12 protein-coding genes and 3 rRNA genes are annotated in these 17,476 nt (G+C 36.1%); 14 read left to right on the top strand and 1 reads right to left on the bottom strand.

All coding sequences use genetic code 11. The features are described 5' to 3' along the window. The first annotated feature begins 6 nt into the window (after positions 1-6). From ACWJKE_RS05650 to ACWJKE_RS05585, 14 genes are all read left to right on the top strand, one after another. Positions 7-801 carry an acetoacetate decarboxylase family protein gene (locus ACWJKE_RS05650; RefSeq protein ID WP_462959217.1) on the top strand — a complete coding sequence of 265 codons (795 nt, stop codon included), beginning with the start codon at positions 7-9 and terminating at the stop codon, positions 799-801. A 27-nt stretch (positions 802-828) separates the two neighbouring features. Then, complete coding sequence (locus tag ACWJKE_RS05645) at positions 829-1,692, top strand: SDR family NAD(P)-dependent oxidoreductase (protein WP_220287455.1); 864 nt, start codon at positions 829-831, stop codon at positions 1,690-1,692. A gap of 58 nt (positions 1,693-1,750) precedes the next feature. Next, positions 1,751-3,421, top strand: coding sequence for an oleate hydratase (locus tag ACWJKE_RS05640; protein WP_462959216.1), 1,671 nt, complete (start codon positions 1,751-1,753; stop codon positions 3,419-3,421). Between the two features lie 259 nt (positions 3,422-3,680). After that, complete coding sequence (locus ACWJKE_RS05635) at positions 3,681-4,298, top strand: nitroreductase family protein (RefSeq protein WP_462959215.1); 618 nt, start codon at positions 3,681-3,683, stop codon at positions 4,296-4,298. A 442-nt stretch (positions 4,299-4,740) separates the two neighbouring features. Beyond that, positions 4,741-5,685 carry a ribonuclease Z gene (locus ACWJKE_RS05630; RefSeq protein WP_462953955.1) on the top strand — a complete coding sequence of 315 codons (945 nt, stop codon included), beginning with the start codon at positions 4,741-4,743 and terminating at the stop codon, positions 5,683-5,685. Positions 5,686-6,265: 580 nt separating this feature from the next. Then, a 16S ribosomal RNA gene (locus ACWJKE_RS05625) occupies positions 6,266-7,783 on the top strand. A 293-nt stretch (positions 7,784-8,076) separates the two neighbouring features. Beyond that, positions 8,077-11,002: ribosomal RNA gene (locus ACWJKE_RS05620) — 23S ribosomal RNA — on the top strand. A gap of 116 nt (positions 11,003-11,118) precedes the next feature. After that, a 5S ribosomal RNA gene (gene rrf, locus ACWJKE_RS05615) occupies positions 11,119-11,235 on the top strand. The 16S, 23S and 5S rRNA genes sit together here, the layout of an rRNA operon. A gap of 166 nt (positions 11,236-11,401) precedes the next feature. After that, positions 11,402-12,862 carry an IS1182 family transposase gene (locus tag ACWJKE_RS05610; RefSeq protein ID WP_462952569.1) on the top strand — a complete coding sequence of 487 codons (1,461 nt, stop codon included), beginning with the start codon at positions 11,402-11,404 and terminating at the stop codon, positions 12,860-12,862. A gap of 243 nt (positions 12,863-13,105) precedes the next feature. After that, entirely contained in the window at positions 13,106-13,813 is a 708-nt protein-coding gene (locus tag ACWJKE_RS05605) for an LbetaH domain-containing protein (protein WP_462953954.1), read from the top strand. A 219-nt stretch (positions 13,814-14,032) separates the two neighbouring features. Beyond that, positions 14,033-14,395: a GntR family transcriptional regulator gene (locus tag ACWJKE_RS05600; protein ID WP_216304564.1), complete on the top strand. Its 363-nt coding sequence runs from the start codon at positions 14,033-14,035 to the stop codon at positions 14,393-14,395. Between the two features lies 1 nt (position 14,396). After that, positions 14,397-15,272 (top strand): ATP-binding cassette domain-containing protein, encoded by an 876-nt coding sequence (locus tag ACWJKE_RS05595; protein ID WP_216304563.1) that lies wholly within the window; start codon positions 14,397-14,399, stop codon positions 15,270-15,272. Continuing rightward, the gene (locus ACWJKE_RS05590) at positions 15,272-16,006 is read left to right on the top strand and encodes a hypothetical protein (RefSeq protein WP_216304562.1); all 735 of its coding nucleotides are present in this window, start codon (positions 15,272-15,274) and stop codon (positions 16,004-16,006) included. Before ACWJKE_RS05595 ends, ACWJKE_RS05590 begins: the two co-directional genes overlap by 1 nt. A 47-nt stretch (positions 16,007-16,053) precedes the next feature. Beyond that, on the top strand, positions 16,054-16,695 hold the full coding sequence (locus ACWJKE_RS05585; RefSeq protein WP_216304561.1) for a cyclase family protein: 642 nt from the start codon (positions 16,054-16,056) through the stop codon (positions 16,693-16,695). A 60-nt stretch (positions 16,696-16,755) separates the two neighbouring features. Here ACWJKE_RS05585 and ACWJKE_RS05580 read toward each other — a convergent pair whose 3' ends face one another. Continuing rightward, the gene (locus ACWJKE_RS05580) at positions 16,756-17,124 is read right to left on the bottom strand and encodes a GHKL domain-containing protein (protein WP_462959214.1); all 369 of its coding nucleotides are present in this window, start codon (positions 17,122-17,124) and stop codon (positions 16,756-16,758) included. Positions 17,125-17,476 lie beyond the last annotated feature (352 nt).

The raw sequence follows: 17,476 nt of genomic DNA, 5'->3' as shown, positions 1-17,476 counted from the left end.
TCATTAATGAATAGTTTTGTAAAAAATCCAAATGATATTAAAAAATATATTAGTAAACCTACAACTTTTTACGATGCTCAGATGCTCACAGCTTATTGGGAAACAAAGCCTGAGATTATTGCACGTATACTTCCAGCACCTCTAAAGCCTCTAAAAGTACCTTTGGTACATGCTTTTGTAGCTAATTATCCTAGAACAAATTTTTGCCCTCCATACAAGGAAGCAGCTTTATTTATACCAGCAGATTTTAATGGTCGAATTGGAATGTATTGTCTTTCAATGCCTATAAGTGATGGCATGGCTATGGGGCTTGGCAGAGAAATTTATGGTTTTCCAAAGAAGATGGCAGAAATCGAACTTAAGAAAGATGGAGACTCTGTTTACGGAAGTGTATCTCGAAATGGAATAAACTTCTTTAGTGTAAAAGCAAATCTTAATGGAAAATGTAATGCTGAAGATGGACAGAAAATAATTGCTGATAATTATGGAGAGGGATTACCTATATTCAATTTCAAATATTCTAAGTCACCAGATGGCAGTGGATTCGACTTAAGCCCACTACTTATAGAGCAAGGTGCAACTATGGATAATAAAGTGTTTAAAACTGGAGAATTTGAGATGGATCTGAAAGACTCACCACATGACCCTTGGGCAGAATTAGAAGTTGTAAAGATGCTAGGTTGCACTTACACTGTAGGAACTTCAGTACTTTTAAGGGGTAAAGTTTTGGCAGAAGTAGATCCAATTGCGTATTTACCATATTCAAATTCAAAATGGGATTGGTGGGAAGATACTCTATAAAACAGTATAAAAAGGAGGAGTTATATTATGAAAGAGTTTAAAGGTAAGGTAGCAGTTATTACAGGGGCTGCAAATGGAATAGGCTTTGCAATAGCTAAGGAATGTGCACGAAGAGAGATTAAAATAGTTATAGCAGATATTGATGGAAGGGACTTAAAAAGAGCGGAAGAACAACTTAAGGCAGAGGGAGCTGAAGTATTAGCTGTTGAAATGGATGTCATGAAATTTGAGGACATGGAGATGCTAGCGAAGATTGCCCTTGAAAAATTTCAACACATAGATTTATTGTTTAATAATGCAGGAGTCGTGGTTGCAGGGCCAGCTTGGTTACTATCTTTAAATGATTGGGAATGGGTTATGAAAGCTAATGTCTGGGGCATTATCCATGGCGAAAAAGTGTTCATTCCAATAATGTTAAAACAGGATACTGAGTGCCATATTGTTAATACTTCTTCTGTAGCTGGGCTTTTGGATTTGAATGGAATGTCAGCTTACCATACTTCGAAATTTGCAGCGGTTGGTCTTTCTGAATCTACCTACTTAGATCTTCAGTGCGAAACGGACAAAATAAAAATGTCAGTATTCTGTCCAGGATTTATTCAAACAGACCTTGATAATTGTGAGAGGCACAGACCAAATATTTATAAAAATGATATGAGTCAGCCTTATTATCAAAGTGATTTATATAAAGAAGAAGAGCAAAAGAAACATAAGGTTATCAAAGGCGGCATACCAATTGACACAATTGGGGCAACTATATTCAAGGCAATTGAAGAAGAAAAATTTTATATCTTAACACATGAAGAGTTAAATCCACTTATAGGTCTGAGAGTAAAAAACATGTTTGAAGGTGGAAGTCCATCTATGAATGTAATAAGAGGTGTTAAGTAACTTTAATGCGTTATATGATAAAGGATTAGTGAATAAACCAAAAAAACAGGAGGCGAACATGGAACAAAACTATAAAAATATAAATGAATTTTCTAATGGTGATAATGATAAAATAAAAGCTTATCTTGTTGGAGGTGGAATTGCATCCCTTGCGAGTGCTGTTTATTTTATTAGAGATGGACATGTTTCTGGAAAAAATATATCTATATTTGAAGAATCAAATGTAACAGGTGGTAGTCTAGATGCTCAGGGTTCAGCTGAAGATGGGTATGTCTATCGTGGTGGAAGAATGTTCGATGAAGAAGCCTACACCGCCACTTTTGATCTTTTATCAAGCATTCCGTCATTAACTGATTCAGAAAAAACATTATATGATGAATTTGTTGAATTCAATAAGAAATTTAAGTCTAGTGCTAAAGCTAGATTAGTTGGTGAAAATAAAGAGGTAATTGATGTATTTTCTCTTGGATTTAATCAACAGAATAGATTGGATTTAATTAAAATTATGGCTCAATCTGAGGAATCACTTGGAACAAGTAGGGTAAAAGATTGTTTTGAAGATTCATTTTTCAAAAGTAAATTTTGGTTTATGTGGTGCACAACTTTTGCGTTTCAACCATGGCATAGTGCAGTAGAATTTAAGAGATATCTTCATAGATTTATTCATGAGTTGCCTCGTATTAACACTTTGTCTGGTGTCCGTCGCACGCCGTACAATCAATATGATTCTATGATTTTGCCAATAGTTAAATGGCTAAAAGAACAAGGCGTCCGCTTTGAAATGAACTGTGAAGTCACTAATCTAGATTTTAAAACTTCTGAAAATGAAAAAACTGTAGAACGTATTCATTATACTTGTAATGGAAAACCAAAAAGTATTCACATTGAAAACGGGGACTATGTTCTTGCAACCATTGGTTCTATGACAGCAGGATCAAGCCTCGGATCAATGTCAACTGTACCTAAGGTTGAAGCTAAGAGCTTAGGGGGCTCGTGGAAACTTTGGGAAAATATAGCGAAGAATAGACCTGAGTTTGGTAAGCCATCCGTTTTTGATGATCATATAGATGAATCGCTATGGGAATCATTCACAGTTACTTTTAGAGATCCAACATTTTTCAAATTAATGGAGAATTTTAATGAAAATTCTGTATTTACTTTCAAGGACTCCAATTGGCTTATGTCAGTTGTTTTACCTCATCAACCATATTATAATAATCAACCTGAAAATGTTAATATATGTTGGGGCTATTGCTTGTCTCCAAATAAAAAAGGTAACTATGTGCAAAAAAAGATGTCTGAATGCACTGGTGAAGAGATATTAACAGAATTATGTTGCCATCTTGCTTTGAAAGAAGAGATGCCTTTAATTCTTAAAACATCTACATGTATACCATGTATAATGCCTTTTATAACAAGTCAATTTTTACCTAGAACAATGGGAGATAGGCCTGCGGTTGTACCAATAGGATCAACTAATTTAGCATTTATTGGACAATTCTGTGAAATGCCTGACGATGTTGTTTTTACAGTTGATTACTCGGTTAGATCAGCACAAACAGCAGTTTATTCTCTTCTCAAGTTAGATAAAGAGGTTACTCCTATTTACAAGGGCCAATATGATACCCGTGTAGTAATTGATTCAGCTATGACTATGCTAAGGGATGATAATCTCCGTGAATCACTTAGCTCAGTATTGAATATATTTAAGGCTCCTGAAACAAAATAACAAGTCAAAGATGCCTAAGTAGATTAAATAAACTGGTACCTATAGCGAATTAGCTATAGGTACTTTTTATGGACTCAAAGGATATATGAATAGAATGCGAGCATAATATCAAATTTAAACGATTTTTTAGTATTAAAGAAATTAATAATTTCAATATATGCTTGACATAATCAGTAAACTATCGGTATAATAATATAAATTAAGTAATAATAATTAGTAACGAATAATCTTAAAAAAGGAAATTAAGGGGTGTATTTAAATGAATTTAAAAGAAGTTTTTGAAAATAGAAGAGCTATTAATTTTTTTGATGTAAATAAAGGTCTTGAAGAGGGAATACTAAAGGATATAATTAACCTTGCGGTATTAGCTCCATCAGCATTTAACCTTCAACCTTGGGAAATTATAGCAGTGAAATCTAAAGAAGCTAAAGAGAAATTGTATAAACTTTCAAGTAGTCAGCCTAAGATATTAGAGGCTCCAGTGACCCTAATAATTGTAGGTAATAAAACTGGATATAATGAAACAAATCCTACATGGAAGGATATGTTAAAGCTATTTGGTGGTGATAAAGAAAAATTAGCAGGTACACAAGGGTTTGCACATAGTTTATATGGTACATCAGAGGAAAATAAATTAAAGTTCGCTGAGAGTAATGCAGGACTTCTAGCAATGTCTATAATGTATGCAGCTAAGAACCTTGGAGTAGATTCTCATCCAATGAGTGGCATGGATTTTGAGGGTGTGAGAAAAGAATTTGGACTTGATGAAAATAAGACAGTAGTAATGCTAATCTCACTTGGATACTTAGATGAAAGTAAGACACTTTATCCAAGGGCATATAGAAGAGGCTACGATGAGATAGTTAAAGAAGTTTAACGACATTTCAGAAGGAAAGTCTCCTATAGTTTCCTCGGGGTATTGAACATCTGTATTTGGTTATTCAATACCACAAAAACACATCCAATTGTAGTTTTGTAATTCTACAGCTTGGATGTGTTTTTGTATTATATATGAACACCTTTCTTGATAAATTTTCTTATTATTTTTCATAATGGTTCTTACAACTTTTATTAATTCCTTCATATATAGCACCTCTAAATAAGTTTAGAATAAAAGAGTTTGGATGAAGGTTCGTGAATATGAGAAGACTATGATAGTATATAATTATATAAGGAATACCCTATATTTTTTGTGGATTTTAAGTTCGAAATTGATATTCTTATTAAGTTGTAAAGAGGAATAATAGGATTCAACTTGGAGACTTTAGCATAGAATTTTGCATATTTTTCATGTTGAAACAATAGATGAGGTGATTTAATTGGTTGATTTAGCACTGCTAGGATGTGGAGGGGGAATGCCAATTCCCGAAAGATATTTATCTTCACTTCTCATAAACTATAAAGGAAGAAAAATACTTATTGACTGCGGAGAAGGTACCCAGGTATCCATGAAAATACTTGGCTGGGGGTTTAAGTCGATAGATGTGATTTGTATAACTCATGGACATGCGGACCACATTGTAGGACTTCCAGGTATTCTTGCAACGATTGGTAACAGTGGTAGAACTGATCCCATTACTATAATTGGGCCTAAAGGTATTACTGATATTGTGAAAGGGCTAAGGGTTGCAGCACCTTACCTTCCTTACGAACTTAATATCTTAGAAAATCCTCAAGAACCCGTGAGAATACAAGCTTCATTAAAATGTATTAATACTTCAGTAGGAGAATTTAATGATTTAATAATTTCAACACTAGAACTTGAGCACTCAACTAATTGTTTGGGTTATAGCCTCTATTTTAATAGAAAACCAAAATTTGATGTAGGAAGTGCAGCTAAAAATGAAATACCAAAGAGATTTTGGAGTAGATTGCAAAAAAATGAGATTATAAATGAACATGATAAAACATATTTTCCAAGCATGGTGATGGGAAAAGAAAGAACAGGGATAAAGATTAGTTTTATAACAGATACAAGGCCAACTCCTAAAATAACAACTTTTATTAAAGGAAGTGACTTGTTCATTTGTGAAGGTACTTATGGTAATGAAAATGATATTGAAAAAGCCATAAGGAACAAGCATATGACATTTAGTGAGGCGGCAGAACTTGCTTTAAGTGGAGATGTACAAGAACTTTTATTAACGCATTTTAGCCCTTCAATGATTAATCCGGAAGAGTATAAAGATAGAGCAGAAGGCATTTTTAAAAACACTATTATTGGCTTTGATAGAATTGTACGGAGTATGTCTTTTAAAGATTAGAAAAAATATTTCTTAATGTAACCACTACTTATAGGAGTAGTGGCTTTTTTAGCTAGTACTACAAATGACGTAAGTTTTTTTATGGTAGATAAAGAGGTAGTTGTAGCATTTAGCCATGCGTATCAGGATGCGAAATATTGAATTATTTAGACCAATTTGTAGTAATATGAGTATAATCTAGCTAGAGTACCTATGTTGTGAAATTATGCTCTTATTTATGTGATAGAATACTCCTTGTCGTCACAACCGAGTGGCACGATAAGCTAACTGTTAATAACTTTTAAATAAATTTTTCAATGAAAATAAATTAAAAAAATGTTGACAAAACAAGAAATACCTAGTAATATAGTAGAAGTCGTCACATGATGACAAAGCAAATTGGTCTTTGAAAATTAAACAGAGAAATAGGTAAAGATAGCGAAATAATATTTCGTTAAACCAGTTAATTACTTTAGTATAAAGTAAAATTTAGTCGTAAGACTAAAAGTATGTAATGAGCTTGCGAATCAACTTAATTGTTGATTAAACGACTTAACAGTTGTCGCAGATTAATCATTTCAACTAAAAAAGTGTAAACTTTTAAATTGAGAGTTTGATCCTGGCTCAGGACGAACGCTGGCGGCGTGCCTAACACATGCAAGTCGAGCGATGAAACCTTTCGGGGTGGATTAGCGGCGGACGGGTGAGTAACACGTGGGTAACCTGCCTCAAAGAGGGGAATAGCCTCCCGAAAGGGAGATTAATACCGCATAATATGTTTTGGTCGCATGATCGAAACATCAAAGGATTTTTCTTCGGAAAATTCCACTTTGAGATGGACCCGCGGCGCATTAGCTAGTTGGTGAGGTAACGGCTCACCAAGGCGACGATGCGTAGCCGACCTGAGAGGGTGATCGGCCACATTGGAACTGAGACACGGTCCAGACTCCTACGGGAGGCAGCAGTGGGGAATATTGCGCAATGGGGGAAACCCTGACGCAGCAACGCCGCGTGAATGATGAAGGCCTTCGGGTTGTAAAGTTCTGTCTTCTGGGACGATAATGACGGTACCAGAGGAGGAAGCCACGGCTAACTACGTGCCAGCAGCCGCGGTAATACGTAGGTGGCAAGCGTTGTCCGGATTTACTGGGCGTAAAGGATGCGTAGGCGGACATTTAAGTCAGATGTGAAATACCCGAGCTTAACTTGGGTGCTGCATTTGAAACTGGGTGTCTAGAGTGCAGGAGAGGTAAGTGGAATTCCTAGTGTAGCGGTGAAATGCGTAGAGATTAGGAAGAACACCAGTGGCGAAGGCGACTTACTGGACTGTAACTGACGCTGAGGCATGAAAGCGTGGGGAGCAAACAGGATTAGATACCCTGGTAGTCCACGCCGTAAACGATGAATACTAGGTGTCGGGGGTCGAACCTCGGTGCCGCCGTTAACACATTAAGTATTCCGCCTGGGGAGTACGATCGCAAGATTAAAACTCAAAGGAATTGACGGGGGCCCGCACAAGCAGCGGAGCATGTGGTTTAATTCGAAGCAACGCGAAGAACCTTACCTAGACTTGACATCCCCTGCATAACCCAGAGATGGGCGAAGTCCTTCGGGACAGGGTGACAGGTGGTGCATGGTTGTCGTCAGCTCGTGTCGTGAGATGTTGGGTTAAGTCCCGCAACGAGCGCAACCCTTATCATTAGTTGCTACCATTAAGTTGAGCACTCTAGTGAGACTGCCCGGGTTAACCGGGAGGAAGGTGGGGATGACGTCAAATCATCATGCCCCTTATGTCTAGGGCTACACACGTGCTACAATGGTGAGTACAAAGAGATGCAAGACCGCAAGGTGGAGCCAAACTCAAAAACTCATCCCAGTTCGGATTGTAGGCTGCAACTCGCCTACATGAAGCCGGAGTTGCTAGTAATCGCGAATCAGCATGTCGCGGTGAATACGTTCCCGGGCCTTGTACACACCGCCCGTCACACCATGAGAGTTGGTAACACCCGAAGTCCGTGAGGTAACCGTAAGGAGCCAGCGGCCGAAGGTGGGATTGATGATTGGGGTGAAGTCGTAACAAGGTAGCCGTAGGAGAACCTGCGGCTGGATCACCTCCTTTCTAGGGAGTAGATGTATTGACTTCGGTCGATGCAATAGAAGAATATTAATTTGTTCTTCAAAAATATCTATTGTAATTAATCGTACCTAGTTCTCTGTTTAATTTTGAGAGACTAATTTTAGCTAACTCTTAGGAGTTAGCTAATGAATAGTTTTTCTTAAAATGTTCTTTGAAAATTGCACAGTGAAAAAAAGTTGTTTTAAAAAAATTAAAACTACGTAAGTAGTTTATAAATTGATTTAATACAATTTCGCAAAATTAATATAACCGTCTATGTAAATAGACAGAATCAAGGTCAAGCTACAAAGGGCGCATGGCGAATGCCTTGGCACTAGGAGCCGAAGAAGGACGCGTTAAGCTGCGATAAGCTTTGGGTAGGCGCAAATAGCCTGTGATCCAAAGATTTCCGAATGGGGGAACCCACATAGTAACAACTATGTACTGCATACTGAATAAATAGGTATGCAGAGGTAGACCCGGGGAACTGAAACATCTAAGTACCCGGAGGAAGAGAAAGAAACATCGATTTCCTAAGTAGCGGCGAGCGAAAGGGAAAGAGCCCAAACCCAGGTCTTTGATCTGGGGGTTGAGGATAGATCATAAATACTGCAATTCCTTAATTGAAGATAGCTGGAAAGCTGCTCCGCAGAAGGTAATAGGCCTGTAAATGAAAAGGAAAAACAGTCAGATCTAATCCAGAGTACCACGAGACACGTGAAACCTTGTGGGAAGCTGGGAGGACCACCTCCCAAGGCTAAATACTACCTAGTGACCGATAGTGAAGAAGTACCGTGAGGGAAAGGTGAAAAGAACCCCGGAAGGGGAGTGAAATAGAACCTGAAACCGTGTGCCTACAACCGGTCGAAGCACTTTATATGTGTGACGGCGTGCTTTTTGTAGAACGAGCCAACGAGTTACGATATGTAGCAAGGTTAAGTACTTAAGGTACGGAGCCGAAGGGAAACCAAGTCTGAATAGGGCGCATAGTTGCATGTCGTAGACCCGAAACCGGGTGACCTATCCATGGCCAGGATGAAGCGGAAGTAAAATTCCGTGGAGGTCCGAACCACGTTGGTGTTGAAAAACCATGGGATGAGCTGTGGATAGCGGAGAAATTCCAATCGAACTCGGAGATAGCTGGTTCTCCTCGAAATAGCTTTAGGGCTAGCGTCGATTAATTGAGTAATGGAGGTAGAGCACTGAATGGGCTAGGGGCTGACAACAGTTACTGAACCCTATCAAACTCCGAATGCCATATACTTTTATTTCGGCAGTCAGACTGCGAATGATAAGATCCGTAGTCAAAAGGGAAACAGCCCAGACCATCAGCTAAGGTCCCAAAGTGTAAGTTAAGTGGAAAAGGATGTGGGATTTCTAAGACAACTAGGATGTTGGCTCAGAAGCAGCCACTCATTTAAAGAGTGCGTAATAGCTCACTAGTCAAGAGATCCTGCGCCGAAGATGTCCGGGGCTAAAACTTACCACCGAAGCTATGGGTGTACACAATTGTGTACGCGGTAGAGGAGCTTTCTGTACTGGCTGAAGTCATACCGTAAGGAGTGGTGGACGGTACAGAAGTGAGAATGTTGGCATGAGTAGCGAGAGTTAAGTGAGAATCTTAACGGTCGAAAACCTAAGGTTTCCTGAGGAAGGCTCGTCCTCTCAGGGTTAGTCGGGACCTAAGCCGAGGCCGAAAGGCGTAGGTGATGGACAATCGGTTGATATTCCGATACCACCAATGGACGTTATTAGAAATGGGATGACGCAGGAGGATAAGATGTGCACACTATTGGATGTGTGTCTAAGCATTTAGGCGGAGCAAGCAGGCAAATCCGTTTGCTCTTAACGCTGAGATGTGATGGGGAAGGGAATTTATTCCTGAAGTATCTGATTCCACGCTGCCAAGAAAAGTCTCTATCGAGGATATTGGTGCCCGTACCGCAAACCGACACAGGTAGGTGAGGAGAGAATCCTAAGACCATCGGAAGAATTGTTGTTAAGGAACTCGGCAAATTGACCCCGTAACTTCGGGAGAAGGGGTGCCTACGTAAGTAGGTCGCAGAGAATAGGCCCAAGCAACTGTTTAGCAAAAACACAGGTCTCTGCTAAAGCGAAAGCTGATGTATAGGGGCTGACGCCTGCCCGGTGCTGGAAGGTTAAGGGGATTACTTAGCGCAAGCGAAGGTATGAACTTAAGCCCCAGTAAACGGCGGCCGTAACTATAACGGTCCTAAGGTAGCGAAATTCCTTGTCGGGTAAGTTCCGACCCGCACGAATGGCGTAATGATTTGGGCACTGTCTCAACAACACATCCGGCGAAATTGTAGTGCAAGTGAAGATGCTTGCTACCCGCGATTGGACGGAAAGACCCCGTAGAGCTTTACTGTAGCTTAGCATTGAATTTCGGTATTGTCTGTACAGGATAGGTGGGAGACTGAGAAACATGGGCGTCAGCCTGTGTGGAGTCATCCTTGGGATACCACCCTGACAGTACTGAGGTTCTAACTGGAGGCCATGAATCTGGTCACAGGACATTGTTAGGTGGGCAGTTTGACTGGGGCGGTCGCCTCCAAAAAAGTAACGGAGGCGCCCAAAGGTTCCCTCAGCGCGGTTGGAAATCGCGCGAAGAGTGCAAAGGCAGAAGGGAGCCTGACTGCGACACTTACAAGTGGAGCAGGGACGAAAGTCGGGCTTAGTGATCCGGTGGTACCTCGTGGGAGGGCCATCGCTCAACGGATAAAAGCTACCTCGGGGATAACAGGCTGATCTCCCCCAAGAGTCCACATCGACGGGGAGGTTTGGCACCTCGATGTCGGCTCGTCGCATCCTGGGGCTGAAGTAGGTCCCAAGGGTTGGGCTGTTCGCCCATTAAAGCGGCACGCGAGCTGGGTTCAGAACGTCGTGAGACAGTTCGGTCCCTATCCGTCGCGGGCGTAGGAAATTTGAAGGGAGCTGTCCTTAGTACGAGAGGACCGGGATGGACAAACCTCTGGTGCACCAGTTGTCACGCCAGTGGCATCGCTGGGTAGCTATGTTTGGAAGGGATAAACGCTGAAAGCATCTAAGCGTGAAGCCCACCCTGAGATGAGATTTCCCATAACTCGCACGTAAGTGCGATGTTAGTAAGACTCCTGGAAGACCACCAGGTTGATAGGTTAGAGGTGTAAGCATGGTAACATGTTCAGCTGACTAATACTAATAAGTCGAGGGCTTGACCTAAATATATAATTAAAAGTAATGCGATATACTTCTTTCGTAAGAAAGAAGCGAGGCTTTGAGCGTGAGCGAAAAGACTAATTCACTGTGCAATTTTCAGAGAATATTTATATTCTCAATCTGGTGATTATGGCATGAAGGTAACACCCGTTCCCATACCGAACACGAAGGTTAAGCTTCAATGCGCCGATGGTACTGCAGGGGTGACCTTGTGGAAGAGTAGGTTGTCGCCAGGTAAGAAAAAAACACTAAGTTTAACGAGGCCACTGAAAAACTATATGAAAAATCGTCATCTAATTAAAGATGGCGATTTTTTTATATAAAAGACTAAAAAACAAAAAGGAATTTTAAAAGATATGTCGAATTAGTATAGTAGAATAAAATAAAAGGGGCTAAACTATTATGCTAAAAGGACAATTGGAAATAAAAATAAATACATACCATAGCTTATATTCGTTAATTATTCCGAAAGATAACATTTTAAAGCAAATTAATGACCTTGTTGACTTTTCATTTGTTTATGACGAATTGATGATTAACTATAGTTCATCTATGGGTAGAGGTGCTATTAACCCCATAATGCTATTTAAATATTTACTTTTGAAAGTAATATATGAATTGTCTGATGAAGATGTTGTTGAAAGAACTCTTTATGACATGTCCTTTAAATATTTTCTAAATTTAGCCCCAGAAGAAACAAATTTAATAAACTCAAGTACACTAACTAAATTTAGAAAGCTTCGCCTTAAAGACATGAATTTATTGGATTTATTAATAAACAAGACTGTAGAACTTGCTATAAAAGAGGGAGTTTTAAAAAGTAAAGCAATAATAGTTGATGCTACGCATACCAAGTCACGTTATAACCAAAAGTCAGCAAGCGAGGAATTATTGAAACGTGCAAAAAACTTAAGAAAAACATTGTACGGAGTACATCCTGGTATTAAAGAAGAGTTACCTAATAAAGTTACAACTGGAGTACTTGAAGATATTCTTGAGTACTGCAAATTATTAATTGATACCATAAACGAGAAGCCAGAAACTGCAGCAAATCCAGCTGTGAAAACTAAATTAAACTACTTAATGGAAGCTATTAATGATGACTTAGAAAATCTAAAAATATCAAAAGATGAGGATGCAAAAGTGGGGCATAAAACTGAGGATAGTTCTTTTTTTGGATATAAATCACACCTTGCTATGAGTGAAGAACGTTTAATTACAGCAGCTGTTATTACAACTGGCGAAAAAAGTGATGGAAAGGAGCTCATAACCTTAATAGAAAAAAGCCGTGAGGCTGGTATAGATGTAAATGAAGTAATTGGAGATACAGCTTATTCTGAAAAGAAAAACCTAGAATATACAAAAGAAAATAAAATTGCATTAATTTCAAGACTAAATCCTGTAATTTCACAAGGAATGCGAAAAAAAGAAGATGAATTTGAGTTTAATAAAGATGCTGGTTTATTTGTATGTCCGGCAGGTCATATGGCTATTAAAAAAGCAAAACAGGGAAAGAAGAATGTTGGTAAAAATCAAGTGCTAACCTACTATTTTAATGTAGAAAAGTGTAAAAATTGTGTTCATAAAGATGGGTGTTATAAAGAAGGCGCTAAATCTAAAACTTATTCAGTTTCAATAAAGTCAAATACTCACAAAGATCAAATAGAGTTCGAAAAAAGTGAATATTTTAAAAAACGAGCTAGGGAACGTTATATGATAGAGGCTAAAAACAGTGAACTTAAGCACCAACATAGCTATGATGTAGCAATATCGTCAGGCTTAATTAGTATGCAAATTCAAGGTGCATTATCAATCTTCACTGTGAATCTAAAGAGAATAATTAAGTTGAAAAGCATGAAATAGGGCTTTTAAAACTTAATTATAAAATAAAAAGCATGAGATATCCAAAATATGAATATCTCATGCTTTTTCTATTCAAGCTTGAAAACTCTACTAAATAAAGAGTGCTTTTTTCAGCGGCCTCAGTTTAACTTAGTGTTTTTTATTTGGTTAAAATAAATATATCTAATTACATCATAAAATACTTTATCACAATTATTCTAAAGGATACGTATAATATAGTATCAAATATTTAGGAGAAATATTATGAGTAAATATAAAATTGTTAGATATAATCCTGTAGGCCCAACTAATGTATATTCATATTTTGTTAGTAGTAATCCACCTACGTCTTTTAATCCTATTAGTATGTATCCCAGTATTGATAAAACTGCTTTCATAGGCCCTTTCGCGAGCATTATAGGCGATGTAAGAATCGACGCAAAAGTATTAATTGGATGTAATACAACTCTTAGAGCGGATGAAGGAACACCATTTTATATTGGAACTAAAACTAATATTCAAGATGGAGTAATATTACATGGGTTGAAAAACATGAAAGTCTCTGTAAATAAAAAAGAATATTCTATTTATATAGGAAATGAAGTTAGTATTGCTCATGGAGCTTTAGTTCATGGTCCATGTATTATTGGAAATAATACTTTTGTTGGATTTAACGCTATTGTTTTTAATTCTATTGTGGAAGATAGCTGTTACATTGATTTGGCAGCTGTTGTTACAGATGGGGTAAGAATTCCTGCTAATAGATATGTTCCTGTTGGTGCCATAATAAATACTCAAGAAAAAGCCAATGCTCTAGCAATGGTATCACAAAGTAATGAGGATTTCGCTAAAGGAGTAGCTAAATCAAATATCGAACTTTCACAAGCTTATTCTCTACAATTTGGTGATACTAGATGTAGTTGTGGTATTTGCTGTAATAGTGATACTTTTAAGAATTTAGAAAATGAATAATACATAAAAGACACAATAATACAAACTGTATTGTTGTGTCTTTTATGTATTATTAGCAAAACAAATTATATTCGTAATTTATTAATATCCCCGGGGATCTTCTAAGTGAGCTTATTAGTTTCAACCTAAAATAAACCAATTTACTATTGACAATGGAGTCATTTGGTTATATAGTTAGTTACATAAGTAATTAACCAAGTAAGTGAAGAAGGTGATAATATGAAATTAGATTTTAATAATGAGCTACCTATATATATGCAGATTGCTAAAGCTATTGAGAACAATGTTCTTAAGGGGGTATTTGAGGAAGAAACTGCAATTCCATCTACAACAGAAATATCTGTTAAGTATAAAATAAATCCAGCTACAGTAGCAAAAGGATTTAATCTACTTGTAGATGAAGGCATTATATATAAAAAAAGGGGCGTTGGTATGTTTGTTGTAACTGGAAGTAAAGAAAAGTTAATGAAAAAAAGAAAAGAAAATTTTTATGAAAGCTATATATTAGTCTTAATAGAGGAAGCTAAAAAATTAGATATTTCAAGTACTGATATTATTAAAATGATTGATGGGGGGATTTAATATGGGCACAATAAAGGTTTTAAATGCAAGTAAGAAATATGGGGATACCTTTGCATTAGATAATATTACATTAACATTAGAAGAAAATAAAATTTATGGATTATTAGGAAGAAATGGTGCAGGTAAGACAACTCTTTTAAACGTTATAAACAAAAGAATTTTCTTGAATGAGGGGACTATTTCTATAGATAATAATAGCTCGCCCTCGGATGGAAATGGTCTAGGGAAAATTCATTTTATGACAGAGCAAAACTTATATCCACAGTCTATGAAAGTAAAAGAGCTATTTAATTGGACTAAAGAATTTTATCCAAACTTTGATAGGTCTTATGCATTAGAGCTTTGTAAAAAGTTTGAACTAAATATAAATAAAAGGATTAAGGAACTTTCAACTGGATATTCCTCCATATGTAAAATTATAAATACCATGGCATCAGGTGCCGAAATATTAATATTCGATGAGCCAGTTTTAGGATTAGATGCTAATCATAGAGAGCTGTTTTATAAAGAACTTATGGAAAGTTATATAGAAAATCCTAAGACTATTATATTATCTACTCATATTATAGAAGAAGTTGCACAACTAATAGAGCGGGTAGTTATTATTAAAGATGGGAAATTAATTAAGGACGAAAGTGTAGAAGAACTATTAAAAGGGTGCTACTGCGTTTCTGGATTAAATAAAAATATAGATGCTTATATTGAAGATAAAAATTGTGTAAGTGTAGATGGAATAGCATCTTTTAAATCAGCTATTATAATAGGAAAAAATGCAGATGATGAAAAAAGGCAACAGAAAAAACTAGATTTAGAAGTTTCAAAGGTTGAACTACAGAAACTATTTATTCATTTGACTACTGACGGGAGGGTAAAATAATGACAAGCTTTAAACTTGCTAAATACAATATTAAAAGCAGCCTAAAACCAATAATAATTTATTACACTATTTTCATAGGTGCATTAACATGTATAGAAATGACAAACAAATTTTCAAATGGAGGAAGTGGTTATACAAAAGGATTAGAATTTTCATCTGTAGTATTTTTATTTGTGATAGGGTTAAACTTTTTTAAAGAAAATTTTCATTTTGCCCAAGCTAATAATATTACTAGGGTAGATTATTTTAAAGCTGCAGCAGTAGCTATTTTATCAATAGGACTCGCTATGTCAATATTGGATGTCATAATAAATAGAGTGTATAATATATTTATGGTAAGTCCAACAATGTATGATATGGTCTATAACGAGTCTTATAGTGTAGGCACAGTATGGATACAAAGCAATAGCATGCAAACACTATTTGGGACAGTTATATTTTTATTTGCTGGTTACATTGTAGCGTTTGCAATAGGATTATTAATAACTATGATATATTATAAGTGTAATAAAATAATGAAAATTTTAGTTTCTTTAATACCTATTACTATATATGGAAGAGCTTCATGCAATAATCCTAACCTTGGAGAAAAGGAAATGATTTTTATTGATAAGATACTTGGGATAAGCACGAGAAACTCTTATATGGCTGTATTAACATTCATATGTTTATTTATAATAACAATGGTTTTTGTTTATTTGCTTGTTAGAAAAGCTGTGGTTAAAAGGGTTTAACAGCTTCGAAGCTGATTTAACGACATAGATATTATGGGAGGGCTATTATGAAAGTCACTGATCTAACACATATTATTTGTTCCGACATGCCAGTTTTTCCAGGAACTGAGAAACCGATTTTTGAAAAGTCAAATACTTTGGAAAAGGATGGTTTTCAAGAGGCTAAAATCACTATGCACTCACATACAGGCACACATATAGATGCACCTGCACATATGCTCAGTGATGGTCCTTATTTAAATGATTTAGATATAGAACATTTTATTGGAAATGCTACTATTCTTGATTTTTCAAATAAAAATATGAAACTAATAGATGTTGATAGCCTAAGGTCCTATGAGGAAAAGATAAAAAATGTTGAGTTCATTATAATAAAAACAGGATGGAGTAAATACTGGGGTGATAAAAAATACTTTGAGGATTTTCCTTCTTTAAGTGAAGAATCAGCCAATTGGTTGTCAAAATTTAATTTAAAGGGTATTGGTATTGATGCAATTTCAATTGATGATATAAACTCAACCACATTTGCAGTTCATAAAATATTAATGCCAAAGAACATTATAATTATTGAGAACCTAGTGAATTTAGATTCCATCAGCAGTGAGTATTTTATCTTAAGTATTATGCCACTTAAAAATAAAAATGCTGATGGTTCACCAGTCAGAGCTATTTCCATAGAAGATATGTAACAAAATTAACTTCTATGACTCTACATAACTCAGCTACTTGCTTTGATTTTTTTTGAAAACTTACTCCCCCCTAATAATTTGTTTGAACAATATTTTAAAAACAGTATAATTACCTTCAAAGAATAGCTGAACATCACTGCCTTTTCTTTCAGCTATTTCTTTTATATTGTAAAGTCCATAGACTCTATTAACCCCTTCTTTAGTAGAAAGACCTCTTTCAAATATTTGTTCTATATTATCAAACTTTACTGTTATTCCGCTATTTTTAACTTCTACAATATTAGAGTTTTCTTCTTCACATATATTTAATATAAAGACCTTATCCTTAGTACTATTTATGACAGCTTGAAAAGCATTGTCCAATAGATTATTTAGCATATCTGAAATTTCATAATCATTTAGACTATTTTCTAGTGTATTATTGGCCACATTAAATAAGAATTTTATATTTAATCTATTCGCTTCACATAATTTATTGTAGATTATAGCTTTAACAATAATATTATCTATATATATATAATATCTTCTATAATATTATTTGAATATTTTAGAGACATAATATACTTGTTCAATTCATTTTTAACTTCTTTTTCACTTGTAATTTCTACTATTGCAGTTATGGTGTTTTAAAATTTTTAAAATCATGTTGTTTCCACCTTGTCTCTTCTACTATCTCAAATACCAATTGTTTTCATCTTTCAAAGAAAACTTTGGCCATAATAACATAAAGATAGTCAATTCAATAAAACTAAGTAATAATAAATAACTATTTAAAGTTTAA

The sequence above is a fragment of the Clostridium sp. CM036 genome, assembly GCF_055081135.1.
Note: the sequence above shows the minus strand (reverse complement) of the source record. Positions and strands in the feature narration are given on the sequence as shown.

What these genes read in the sequence shown, in the direction of transcription:
- ACWJKE_RS05650 (WP_462959217.1), top strand. Translation starts at nt 7, where the DNA reads ATGAATAGTTTTGTAAAAAATCCAAATGATATTAAAAAATATATTAGT.
- ACWJKE_RS05645 (WP_220287455.1), top strand. Translation starts at nt 829, where the DNA reads ATGAAAGAGTTTAAAGGTAAGGTAGCAGTTATTACAGGGGCTGCAAAT.
- ACWJKE_RS05640 (WP_462959216.1), top strand. Translation starts at nt 1,751, where the DNA reads ATGGAACAAAACTATAAAAATATAAATGAATTTTCTAATGGTGATAAT.
- ACWJKE_RS05635 (WP_462959215.1), top strand. Translation starts at nt 3,681, where the DNA reads ATGAATTTAAAAGAAGTTTTTGAAAATAGAAGAGCTATTAATTTTTTT.
- ACWJKE_RS05610 (WP_462952569.1), top strand. Translation starts at nt 11,402, where the DNA reads ATGCTAAAAGGACAATTGGAAATAAAAATAAATACATACCATAGCTTA.
- ACWJKE_RS05605 (WP_462953954.1), top strand. Translation starts at nt 13,106, where the DNA reads ATGAGTAAATATAAAATTGTTAGATATAATCCTGTAGGCCCAACTAAT.
- ACWJKE_RS05600 (WP_216304564.1), top strand. Translation starts at nt 14,033, where the DNA reads ATGAAATTAGATTTTAATAATGAGCTACCTATATATATGCAGATTGCT.
- ACWJKE_RS05595 (WP_216304563.1), top strand. Translation starts at nt 14,397, where the DNA reads ATGGGCACAATAAAGGTTTTAAATGCAAGTAAGAAATATGGGGATACC.
- ACWJKE_RS05590 (WP_216304562.1), top strand. Translation starts at nt 15,272, where the DNA reads ATGACAAGCTTTAAACTTGCTAAATACAATATTAAAAGCAGCCTAAAA.
- ACWJKE_RS05585 (WP_216304561.1), top strand. Translation starts at nt 16,054, where the DNA reads ATGAAAGTCACTGATCTAACACATATTATTTGTTCCGACATGCCAGTT.